General features: G+C 60.2%; 11 protein-coding genes and 1 pseudogene. 6 read left to right on the forward strand and 6 right to left on the reverse strand.

The window, feature by feature from the left end; genetic code table 11:
- A pseudogene (locus tag AC11W3_RS21115) lies at nt 1–134 on the forward strand (IS110-like element ISMae40 family transposase); the annotation flags it as partial.
- 302 nt (nt 135–436) lie between these two features.
- Here AC11W3_RS21115 and AC11W3_RS21120 read toward each other — a convergent pair.
- The 6 genes from AC11W3_RS21120 to aroF all read right to left on the reverse strand — a co-directional run bounded on the left by AC11W3_RS21120 (nt 437) and on the right by aroF (nt 7,348).
- The gene (locus AC11W3_RS21120; protein WP_484090991.1) at nt 437–1,117 is read right to left on the reverse strand and encodes a cyclase family protein; all 681 of its coding nucleotides are present in this window, start codon (nt 1,115–1,117) and stop codon (nt 437–439) included.
- 354 nt (nt 1,118–1,471) lie between these two features.
- Entirely contained in the window at nt 1,472–2,362 is an 891-nt protein-coding gene (gene hslO / locus AC11W3_RS21125; protein ID WP_484090992.1) for an Hsp33 family molecular chaperone HslO, read from the reverse strand.
- Nucleotides 2,359–2,892, reverse strand: a complete 534-nt coding sequence (locus AC11W3_RS21130; protein WP_484093726.1) for a hypothetical protein — start codon at nt 2,890–2,892, stop codon at nt 2,359–2,361. The genes hslO and AC11W3_RS21130 overlap by 4 nt, the downstream gene beginning before the upstream one ends.
- A gap of 122 nt (nt 2,893–3,014) precedes the next feature.
- A complete protein-coding gene (locus AC11W3_RS21135) occupies nt 3,015–5,390 on the reverse strand; it encodes a peptidase U32 family protein (RefSeq protein ID WP_484090994.1) in 2,376 nt (791 codons plus the stop codon).
- Between the two features lie 271 nt (nt 5,391–5,661).
- Nucleotides 5,662–6,153 (reverse strand): hypothetical protein, encoded by a 492-nt coding sequence (locus tag AC11W3_RS21140; protein ID WP_484090995.1) that lies wholly within the window; start codon nt 6,151–6,153, stop codon nt 5,662–5,664.
- 175 nt (nt 6,154–6,328) lie between these two features.
- Nucleotides 6,329–7,348 carry a 3-deoxy-7-phosphoheptulonate synthase gene (aroF, locus tag AC11W3_RS21145; RefSeq protein ID WP_484090996.1) on the reverse strand — a complete coding sequence of 340 codons (1,020 nt, stop codon included), beginning with the start codon at nt 7,346–7,348 and terminating at the stop codon, nt 6,329–6,331.
- A 345-nt stretch (nt 7,349–7,693) separates the two neighbouring features.
- On the opposite strand from aroF, the gene AC11W3_RS21150 reads away from it, so the two are divergent.
- The 5 genes from AC11W3_RS21150 to cbiD form a co-directional block, all read left to right on the forward strand.
- On the forward strand, nt 7,694–8,140 hold the full coding sequence (locus AC11W3_RS21150) for a YqaA family protein (protein WP_484091033.1): 447 nt from the start codon (nt 7,694–7,696) through the stop codon (nt 8,138–8,140).
- 84 nt (nt 8,141–8,224) lie between these two features.
- Complete coding sequence (locus AC11W3_RS21155) at nt 8,225–9,535, forward strand: M16 family metallopeptidase (protein WP_484090997.1); 1,311 nt, start codon at nt 8,225–8,227, stop codon at nt 9,533–9,535.
- A gap of 20 nt (nt 9,536–9,555) precedes the next feature.
- On the forward strand, nt 9,556–9,939 hold the full coding sequence (locus AC11W3_RS21160) for a sirohydrochlorin chelatase (protein ID WP_484090998.1): 384 nt from the start codon (nt 9,556–9,558) through the stop codon (nt 9,937–9,939).
- Nucleotides 9,939–10,583, forward strand: coding sequence for a precorrin-8X methylmutase (locus AC11W3_RS21165; RefSeq protein ID WP_484090999.1), 645 nt, complete (start codon nt 9,939–9,941; stop codon nt 10,581–10,583). Before AC11W3_RS21160 ends, AC11W3_RS21165 begins: the two co-directional genes overlap by 1 nt.
- A gap of 107 nt (nt 10,584–10,690) precedes the next feature.
- A partial coding sequence (gene cbiD, locus AC11W3_RS21170) for a cobalt-precorrin-5B (C(1))-methyltransferase CbiD (RefSeq protein WP_484093727.1) occupies nt 10,691–11,526 on the forward strand: 836 nt, incomplete at its 3' end.

The following is an 11,526-nucleotide window of genomic DNA, read 5'->3' on the forward strand; positions in this document are numbered from 1 at the left end:
ATGATCGGCTTAGGAAAGCCGGTAAATTGCATAAGGTCGCCATGGTAGCTTGTATGAGAAAATTGTTAACCGTTCTCAATGCAATGCTGAAAAATATGAGCCCATGGGATCCAAATGCTATGCAACATGTCTAACCCTCTTGACACTTAACACAGTTGCTCTCCCATAGGGAGAGGGAGCAGTTCGAAGGAAGGTTGGGAGGGAAAGAGGCAAAGCAAAAACCTAACCGGACACCGCTGCCCAAGCCCCCAGTTTGCAAAGGGGGGGTGTAAAAAGCTGCCCCGCTTACCACATGGGAATGTAAAAAGCTGCCCCGCTTTGGAAGCGGGGCAGCTAGTATAAGGCTGCCAGGGGGATTGCTCAACAGTCGGTGAGCGAAGTAGTTAATGGAGTGCCTTCATCAACTGGATACTCAGCAGGTAAAGAGTGCAGGAGTTTAGGAAAGGGGCCACTTGGTGGTGTGGGGATCGAACTCCCCGGCCTCGCCGGTCTCGGGACCGCCACGGAGAATAGCCCTGACCGGCGCTCCGTCACCATCCTTCACCTTCAGCGGCAGGCAGATCAGCTCGTATTCCCCCGGAGCGACACCCTCCAGATTGACCCCCTCAAGGATCACGATCTCATTATCAAGCAGCGTCTTGTGGACCTGGCCATCCCCCGTGACACTCTCCACGGAAAGATAATCTATCCCGATCAGCTTGACGCCGGCCTCGACAAGAAAAGCGGCACCGTCGACCGTCAACGACGCGTACTCTTCACGGAACCCGCTCTCCTTCCAGAGCTTGCTGCCGGCGGTCTTCAGGATGACGCGCTGGAAGCCCTTGATCGGCAGCCGGTCCAACTCCTTCCGGCCTATCTGGGAGACCTCCGGTACCTCCACCACCCGTGCCTTCCCGATCAGTACTTCGAGAGGTATGTGGTCGACAGTTCTGCCACTCTGGCTGAAGTGCCTGGGGGCGTCGATGTGGGTGCCGCTGTGGGTGCAGAGCGTGATACGGCAGATGTTTGCCGCATCTCCGTCGGCCATGCTGGTCCACGGGGCGATGACGACGGGAGAATCTCCGGGGTAGACCGGGAGATCGGCAGACAGCGGCACGGTAATATCATGGATTCGCATCGGCACCCCCGTATTGCTCAGTCTGGACAATCACCGTCTCATTATACCGCAGCAGCCTTCGTGCTGCAGGGTGGGCAGCGTCAATAGCAGCAGGGCCAAGTGCTCATGTTGTCATGCACGGGTAAGCGTTACCCCAAGCAAATTGCGCCCTTCGACAAGCTCAGGGCGAACGGAACTTCAGGCTCTGTTGCGCCCTTCGACAAGCTCAGGGCGAACGGAGCTTAGGCTCTGTGTTTTAAAACTTTGGGCTCTGTGTTTTAAGTTTAATCCGTTCGTGCTGAGCCTGTCGAAGCACGCAAGGTAATCGCTTCTACGGGAGGTGCGCGGCGATTCTTCGCCGATTCGGGCAGACCTCTAGTGGGCCGCTCCCTTTTCGATCTCATCCAGCAGGCGACCCAGATCCGCCTCGTCAAAGCCATAGCGCTCGCCGCAGAATTCGCAGGTGACTTCGGCGCCGTGTTGCTCTTCGCGCAGGGTGATGATTTCCTTCTTGCCCATGGAGATCAGCACCCGCTCAATCCTCTCCCGGCTGCAACTGCAGGAAAATGCCAGCTCTCTCTTTTCCAGTATGTCATAAGGAATATCGGCGAAGAGAAGCTCCAGGATCTCCTCCGGGGTCTTCTTCGAATGCAGCAGCTCGCTCAAGGGAGGGAGCGTTTCGATGCGGCGCATCAGTTCTTCGACAACTTCGGGATCGACCGGCGGCACAGCCTGGATCATGAATCCTCCCGCGGCGGCAACCGTCCCGTCAAGCTCCAGGAATTCCGCCAGCCCTACCGCCGAAGGAATCTGCTCCGACTCCACGAGGTATAACGCCAGATCCTGGGCAATCTCGCTGGAATACAGCTGCACCGTACCCCGGTATGGTTCCTTCAGCCCGAGGTCCTTCGCTACCGTCAGGAATCCTGCCCGCCCGAGTGCGTTGGCTACGTCCAGCCTATGGTCCGGGCGCAGCATGTGCACCTGCGGATCTCCCACGTAACCGCGGACGCTCCCGTTGCTGTCTGCCTCGACGATGATCTTTTGCAGCGGCCCGTTTCCCTCATAACGCAGGGCCACCCTCTGCCCGGTCTTCAACATCGCCCCCATCAGGGTACCGGCCGTCAGCGCCCGTCCCAGCGCTGCTGTTGCCGTGGGAAGCGTGCCGTGGCGCTTGCAGACATTGTTGACCAGCTCGGTGGTCACGCAGGCGAGGCCCCTGACATTGCCGGATTTCGAGATGATCCTCACCAGATAATCGCTCATAATACCACCCCCACCCTTCCCGCAAGTTCTCCCTCTTTCAGGGTAAGCTCCTTCAAGGTGATGAAATCCCACGGATTGATCCCCTTCACCCGGTAGGCGAAGAGATCCGCAAGCTTCGGCACCTTCGTCAGATCGCAGACAATCAGCTCACCGACGCAGCTTAAAAAAGGAACCTTCTCAATCATTTTCCTGGTCAGCCACTCGATGTCGATCGGCCCCACCTTTTCCAGCTTCACCAGCACCGCCTTACGGGTTGCGGTGAACTCGACACCGTGAATGGCGAAAGTAGCCGAAAACGGGATGGCAAAAGGGACAAACTTCTTCTTCATCTTCCCGGTCAGCTCGCCGAAACCATCGAGAAGGTTGATCTTGAGCTCCAGGAGTTCCTCATCCAGCGCCTGGTTCAGGAACTCGCGCTGCATGTAGCCTGCGGTTATCCGGAACTCCCTCTTAACCAGCAGGTCCTTGAGGCTCTGCTCCTTCACCAGCGCCAACAGGGCGGGATTCTTGATCCTGTCCAGAATGCTCATTGCAAATGACTCTCCTGAGTAATAGCACAAATAGTTCAACCGCCGAACACTACCAGCCGTTCGTGCTGAGCCTGTCGAAGCACGCATTGACGTAGCGTGAAATCCCTGCCCCTTAAAGTTGCTTACACCAGCCCGGCGGTGAAATTGAACTCAGATGCCCCCTGCACGCCGAGCGTTTTGCGGTAGGCTTCCAGCGCCCTTTCCCGCTCCTCCGGCATCAGATGGGACAGGTCGAGCACGAACGACGCGCACCCCATCTGGCGCAGCTCGTTCCGGTACTGGGTAAGGGCGAATGGAGTCTGGGCGTTGACGACGGTGAGCCGGTCCTTGACCTTGACGGGATAGACGTCTCCGCGGTCCGAGGTCAGCGGGGCGTCGCCCTTGATGTCCTTGATGGCGATTTTCGAGGTGATTACCGGGATCTGCGCGTAGAGGATCGTGCTCCTCTTGATTTTCAGATCACTCGACAGCAGCTGTGCCAGGTTATCGCGGTCGTCCTCGATGTATAGCGTCGCCCGCACCGCGCCGAGCTCCTGCCACGTGAGGAGGGCCTGGCTGTTGAGCGAGAAGAGACGATAGTCCGTCGACAGCTCCACATCCAGCCCCTTGAAGAACTGGAATTGGGACAGGTTGGTAAGTTCGAAGCGCTTGAACCCTGCCCGCATGATGGCGCCGATGGCTTCGGTGAAGAAGGGGAGATCGGCCTCGAAGATGATGAAGGGAAGCTGCCAGAGCACCTGGTGCTCGGCGCCCTTCATCTTCCTGGCGTACTGCGAGAGCTGGTGCATGTTGGCTTTCGACACCGGGAAGGTAATGGCGTCCACCAGGTCGCGGTGCAACTCGTGCCAGTCCTTTATCTGCTCGAGCTTGACCGTCAGCTCGTCCTTCCCTTTGACAGCGGCCGGACGTCGCGGAACCAGCGCCGCGAGCGCCGCCTGGCGCCGCTCGCCGCTTCTGCGCTTCAGGGCGCCAACAGCCTGCTCGCCCAGCCAGGCATAAAAGGTGCGGCGGATCTCCTTCAGCTTGGGCGGCGGTATCAGGATCGCCGGGAAATCGGGAGCCGAAAGCGAGGCAAGGACGAAGGGCGTGTCGCCGCTCTTGGAGAACTGTGCCCTCAGCACACCCTCCATATCTGTCGATCGGGAGGCCTCGAGAGCTCCGAGATGGAAGTCCGTGCTGAAACGGGAGCCGAAGACTTCCGCCTCGACCTTCAGGGTTTCATCCTCATGGGACAGCCTCAGGTTGCAGGGGACGCTGTCACCCTTGACGCCTTCCAGCCGTTTGATGCAGGCGTTCTCGCTCATGGTGAAGGCGGTCTCGGAGGACACCTTGAAGACGGAGTCGCCGAGCTTGAAGGGAAAGGGCGAGCTCGTGGAGACCATGGTGTTTTCCTTCACATTCATGACCTTCTTCCCGCCGAGGAAGAGGTCCTTCAAGGTGAAGGCGCGCCCTGCCATGTCGGTCTTCGGCTGGACCCTGATCCGGTCTCCGACGTGGAGGCGGTCGCGGGTCTCGAAGCTGATCCGGTTGCCCCTGATCTCTCTGATGTCACCGAGGTAGCGGCCGGTGGCCCCTTTAATGGACGGCGTCGAGATATCGGTCGGGGTATGCGAGGCGAGGAACCCCTTGGTCGGGACGCGGCCGAAGGAGAGCTTCAGCAGCGCCTTGGCCTCCGCAACCGCTGCCTGGTAAGAATTCTCGTCGGCGTCGAGGACGAGCCGGTAGGCCCCGATGACGCTGGCCACGTACTCGGCCGACTTCATCCTTCCTTCGATTTTCAGCGAGGCCACCCCCGCCTTAACGAGCTCAGGGATCATCTCGATACTGGAGAAGTCGTTGGTGGAGAGGTAGTAGCCTTCCTTTCCCTTGTGCTTGTACTGACGGCGGCAGGGCTGGGCGCAACGGCCGCGGTTGCCGCTGTGACCGCCGAGGAATGAGGAGAAGTAGCACTGTCCGGAGAACGAGAAGCAGAGCGCGCCATGGATGAAGCACTCGATCTCGGCGCGGCTTGAGGCGACGATCGATTTGATCTCGTCGATATGGAGCTCGCGGGCCAGCACGACCCGCTCGAAGCCGAGTTCCTCCAGTTGCCGCACGCCCAGCGAATTGTGGATGGTCATCTGCGTCGAGGCGTGCAGCGGGATGCCCGGGAAGTATTCCCGTGCCAGGCGGGCCACCGCCATGTCCTGCAGGATCACGCCGTCCACCCGCATCGTTTCGAGCGCTGCCAGGCTGTCGATCAGCTGGGGGAGTTCGGCCTCCTTCACCAGGGTGTTGAGGGTGACATAGAGCTTTCTGCCGTGGCTGTGGGCGTAGGCGGTCATCCGCTCCATTTGGGAGATGGTGAAGTTCTTGGCCTTGGCACGGGCGGAGAAATCCCTCAGGCCGGCATAGACTGCATCGGCGCCCTTTTCCATGGCGGCGAAAAAGGCTTCAAGGGAACCTGCTGGGGAGAGGAGTTCAGGCTTCTTCGGGACAATAACTTTCTCATTGGACATGGCGCTAGAGTACCGGAAGGGGGGGAAAGGGTCAAGCGGGAAGGTCTGTAATTATTCCTGAGAGATAAAGATTCGACTACGACTTGCGAAAGGGGGCGGGGGGCAGGTTGGGAGGAGGGACTTACGTAGGAGCGCCCTTCCGGGCGCGACCCAACATCCTCAATGGTAAAGAGCGGTTCGCGCCCGGGAGGGCGCTCCTACGATTGTGATGTCATCCAAAATGGAGCGCGGTTCACGCCCGGAAGGGCACTCCTACGCACAGGGTGCGCCTTTACTTCGGCTGAATCGGCAGGTACTTGTATCTCCCCTTCCTCTTGCCCAGATCCGCCAGCGAATAAAGCTCCGACTGCGACATGATCCAGACACCGCCTTCCTTCTTGAGCTTGATCCCTTTGGTGACGAACTCGGTGCCGGGCACGCTCCGATCGAAGCCGAGCTTCGCCCGGACAACGGCGGCGCGATCGCCCGAGAAGGAAACCCGCGCCTCCTGTATCTTTTCCCAGCAGCAGGCGGGCCGGCGCGGGGCCGAGGCGAGCTTCTTCGCGAACTGTTCCTTGCTCTGTTTTCCCACACCCGTGCGGTAGAAGAGCTCGTCGTAATTGCCGTTGCGCCACAGTTCGAGGGTCTGCTCCAGATCCCGCAGCACCACCTGTTCTTCACTCGACAGGTTTGCCGGGGCCGGAGGCGCCGCCCGCCTGCGCGCCTCGGCCGGCAGCGCCGATGTCAATGCCAGCAACAACACCAACAGGTATACCCGCCGCATAGCCACCTCCTGTCTACCTTGAGATAGAGGCTATGATACCGTAAACCCGCCGCCGTGCCACTTCCCCAGGAAAATCTTACTTCCCCCCTGGAGGAGGTAAGGGGCAAGGGGTGGGAGGGGGTGCCACCCTGGAGAGCTCGGCACCCCCTTCACCCCTTCGATCCAATTTCCAACCCTACAGCGTCTTTTCCGCTGCCGCCGCGAACAGCTTCAGCCTCTCCATCAGTGCCGCGAACTTCTTCGGTTTCAGCGACTGCGGTCCGTCGGACGAAGCGCGCTCCGGATCGGGATGGACCTCGATGATGAGACCGTCCGCCCCCGACGCGACGGCTGCATACGACATCGGCGCGATGTAGTGGTAGTTGCCGGTGGCGTGCGAGGGGTCGATCACCACGGGAAGGTGGGTCTTCGCCTTCAGGACGGGGACCGCCGAGAGGTCGAGGGTGTTGCGGGTGGCAGTCTCGAAGGTGCGGATGCCGCGCTCGCAGAGGATGACCGACTGGTTCCCCTCGCTCATGATGTACTCGGCGCTCATCAGGAACTCCTGGATGGTCATGGACATGCCGCGCTTCAAAAGGATCGGCTTGTTGATCTGCCCGACCTTCTTCAAGAGGGCGAAGTTCTGTGCATTGCGGGCGCCGATCTGGAGCATGTCCGCGTAGGAAGCGACGAGATCAACCGACTCGGGATCGATGACCTCGGTGACGAAGGGAAGGCCGGTCAGTTCCCGCGCCTTGGCCAGAAGCTTCAGGCCCTCCTCCTCGAGACCCTGGAAAGAGTAGGGGGAGGTGCGGGGCTTGAAGGCGCCGCCGCGCAGCATCTGGGCTCCCGCCGCTTTGACCGCCTGGGCGGATTCGATGATCTGCCCCTCGCTCTCCACCGAACATGGCCCGGCCATCACCACCAGCTCCTTCCCGCCGATGGAAAGGGTGTCGGAGATGCGGACGATGCTCGGTTCCTTCTTGATCTCCCTCGATGCCAGCTTGTAGGGCTGCAGGATCGGGACCACGCTCTCGACCCCGTGCATGGACTCGATCGACTGGAGCACGCTCTTGCCCCTTTCGTCCCCGACGGCGCCAATGACGTCACGCGTGGTGCCGTGGATGATGTGCGGTGCGTACCCGAGTTCCTTGATCCTCTCCGTTACCTGCGTCCTGTCGTTTGCAGCTGCTCCCGATTTCATGACCACGATCATCTCGCTCCCCCTTTGGGTTCCCCCGAAAAGCGAAAGGGCCGGAAGGTTATCCCCCCGGCCCTGATCTGTTCTTGATATTTCGAAACCGAAAAAGGGGGGAGGATCCTGTCCACCCCGGCTTTCGGTTCGTTAATTTAGTTCCAGCTTCCCTAAATTAAACCTCTACCCGGGGTGTCGGCCTAAAATAAAAGCCGCACCAAAAGTAAAAGTTAAAAAAGGAAAAATAGCTGGTCTGGTTCATGGCACCAGTATGTGCCACCTTAGCGGAGAGAAGTCAAGAAAAAAGTAGGCGGATCCGGTTCAAGTTATTTGACAATGCAGGGGCTTTCCGCTAATTTGGCCGGGATGCAGGAATGGTTCTTTCACTATGGTTACTATTCGTTGTTCGTGCTGAGCTTTCTTGCTTCGACCTTGCTCCCGCTTGGCTCAGAGTGGCTGCTGGTAGCCATGCTCCTCTCAAAGAATGATCCCTTTGGTGTGGTGTCCGTTGCCACGGTCGGGAACTACCTGGGAGCCCTCACTACATACTGGATAGGCCTTCACGGCAGCGACTTCCTGAAGCAGCGCGTACTGCGGATGGACGAGAAGAGCACCGCCAAGGCCGAGAAGTTCTACGCCAGGTTCGGCAGCTATTCCCTGCTGCTCAGCTTTCTGCCGGTGATAGGCGACCCGCTCTGCCTGGTCGGCGGGGTGCTGCGCGTCGGTTTCATCCGTTTTTCCGTCCTGGTTTTCTCCGGCAAACTGGCCCGCTATGCGGCCGTTGCCTTGATAACGTACGGGGCTAAGGGCTAAGGGCGAAAGGCTAAAGGGATCATATTGCAGTCCCCATAGCCTTTCCCATAGCCTTTAGCCCTTGCCCTACCCCCCGGAGTCTTGATGATCAGTTGCACCAAGAAGGTTCTCTCGAACGGGCTGCGCCTGGTTTCGGTAGATATGCCGCACCTGCACAGCGCGGAGATTGCCGTCTATATAAAGGCCGGCGGGCGTAACGATACCCCCGGCAAGGCAGGGATCTCGCACTTTCTGGAACACATGCTCTTCCGCGGTTCCAGGGAATTCGCCTCCAGTCTCGAACTGGAGATCGCTTTCGAGGCCATCGGCGGCAGCGTCAATGCCGCGACCGACGAGGAGACGACCTGCTACTTTTCCAGGGTCCATCCTGGGCAGATCGGGGAAGGAGTAAGGCTCTTCTCTTCGATGCTGCTCCATCCCACCCTGTCAGGGCTGGAGATCGAGAAGCGGATCATCACCGAGGAGGCGCTGGAGGACATCAACGAGCGGGGCGAGGAGACCAATCCGAGCAACCTCTGCAGCAAGCTTTTGTGGCCGGGCCATCCGCTGGGGATGCCGACCATCGGCTACCTCGACACCATCAGGGACTTCACCGAAGAAGACCTCAGAAGCTATCTCGCTGATCTCTATGTTCCTTCAAATGCCTTGATCGTCGCGGCTGGAAAGCACGATCCGGAGCGTTTCTTCGCCGCCTGCGAAGAGCATTTTTCGGGGTGGAACGGGCCGCAGCCGCCGACGCCAATTGCCGTAAACGAAACCCAGGAAGAGCCGCGCTCCCTGTTCGTGAAGGACAGCGACAGCCAGGTCAACCTGCAGGTCGCCTTCCGCGGCTTCGCCAGGCCCGATCGTCGCATCATGGCTTTAAGGCTCATTCGGCGCATCCTTTGCGGCGGTGGGAGTTCGCGGCTTCATCTGGCACTCAGGGAGAAGCTGGGCATCGTCTACTCCGTCGATGCTTCGCTGTCGGCCTATGAAGAGACCGGCGCCTTCGCCATCGAGCTGGCCACGGCACCGGAGAACCTGGAGTTGGCGGTCTCCGAAGTGCTGCGGGAAGTGAAGGCGATGGCCCTCCAGGACATGGAGAAGGCCGAGTTGGAGAGGGTCAAGGACGGCTACTTCTACGACCTGGAGTACAGCAGCGACTCCACCTACGAGATGCAGGTGCGTTACGGGTGGGGCGAGTTGATGCAGATGGTGAGGACCATAGACGAGGACCGGGCGGAAGTCGCCGCCATCGATGCGGCCGCCATCCGGGAAACGGCCCATGCGCTCTTTGCGCCGGGCAACATCAATCTTGTCGCGGTAGGCCCCTGGAAAGCCGGCCCCCGTCGTGCTGTCGAGAAGCTGATCAAGGAGTACCACAAGGGGTGGGCAAAGAAGTCCCCAAGATTTTGAGGCATAGGAGCAAGAAAAGCATGACCACGGCAATCCTACTTATGGCCCACGGCAGCAGAATTTCGCAGGCGAACGACGCGGCCCTCGAGATAGCGGCGCGAGTGAAGAAGATGACCGAATTCGACATCGTGGAGGTCTCCTTCCGGGAGCAGCACCTGCCGAACATCCAGCAGGGGGTGGACAGCTGCGTGGCCCAGGGGGCAAAGCGCATCCTGCTGGTGCCCTATTTCCTCTACATGGGGGCGCACGTGCAGGAAGACCTCCCCGAGGAACTGGACGAGGCAAGAGAGCGCCACCCCGAGGTCGAGATGGTACTCGGCAAGCACCTTGGCGTCCACAACAAGCTGGCCGAAATCGTGGTCGAGCGTATCGCCGAAACCCTCACCGAAGAGGGATGGCACTGATGTCGGTGCATCTGAGCCCCGAGCAGATCGAGGCCGAGTCGTTCAGGATCATCGAAGAGGAGCTTGGGCCGCACACCTGGTCGGCACAGGAGTGGCCCATTGTCCGGCGCGCCATCCACACCAGCGCCGATTTCGACTATGCCCGGTCGATGCACATCTCCCGCAATGCCATCGGCCGCGCGATTGCCGCGCTGAAGGCGGGAGCCGGCATCGTTACCGACACCACCATGATCATCTCGGGGATCAGCAAGCCCAGGCTCTCGCAGTTCGGAGTTTCGGCTTCTTGTCATGTCGCCGACCCGGAGGTTGCGAAGGACGCCAAGGCGCAGCAGATCACCCGCTCCATCGTGGCCATGCGCAAAGCCGGCAGGGACGCCGGTAACGGGATTTTCGTGATCGGCAACGCCCCGACCGCCCTCTTCGAGCTGATCAGGCTGGTCCGGGAGGAAGGCCTCCAGCCCGAACTGGTTGTCGGACTCCCGGTCGGATTTGTAGGCGCCGCCGAGAGCAAGGAGGCGTTGATGGACCTGGCCCGTGACTATCCGGACCTTCCCTTTATCACCAACCGCGGCCGCAAAGGGGGCTCCAACGTCGCCGCGGCAGTGATCAACGCGATCTTGATTCAGGCGGCCGGTCAGGTTTGAGGAGTCGAACCCGGGCAGCCGCGCCGAAGAGCGCACTACCCCTGTCAGAAAAGGCCATTTTCTAATGTGATGTAAGCCGCCACCCCCGTCTCCACCGGAACCGACTTATGAACGGGAAAAAACTTAAATACGGTTACACCACCGGCTCTTGTGCGGCTGCCGCCGTCAAGGGCGCGGCGCAGATGCTGCGCGACCAGGCGAGCATCGAGCAGGTCGAGCTGACGCTCCCCTGCGGCGAAACCGCGCGTTTCGCCGTCCACGGCGGACGCCTGCACGACAACACCGCGTCCTGCTATGTCATAAAGGATGCCGGCGACGATCCCGACGTCACCAACGGCGCCGAGGTCCACGCCACTATCAAGATCGACTTCTTCACCAAGCACCGGATCGTCATCCAGGGGGGGGCCGGCATCGGCCGGGTCACCAAACCGGGGCTGGCCGTGGCGGTCGGGGGGTGGGCGATAAATCCCGTCCCGCGCAGGATGATTCTGGAAGTGGTCAAGGAGGTCTTCGCCCTTCGCTGCGTGCCGGCAACACTGACCATCACCATCAGTATTCCCAACGGCGAGGAACTGGCAAAGAAGACCATCAACGAGCGACTCGGCATCGTTGGCGGGCTCTCGATTCTCGGCACCACCGGCATCGTCAAGCCGATATCGACCAAGGCCTGGACCGACACGGTCGACGCATCCATCGACGTGGCGCTCGCCTGCGGCTCCAGTACGGTCGTGCTCTCCACCGGCAGGACCTCGGAGATGGCCGCCCAGCGGCATTTTGCCGCTGAAGGCTTGAAGGAGGAGTCGTTCGTGATGATGGGTGATCACTTCGGCTACTCCATCCGGAGCTGTGCGAGGAAGCACGTGCCGCGGGTCGTCGTCGCGGGGCAGTTCGCCAAACTGGTGAAGATCGGCTGTGGGCATCAGCAGACCCATGTCTCATCCTC

This window comes from Geomonas sp. (assembly GCF_056994735.1).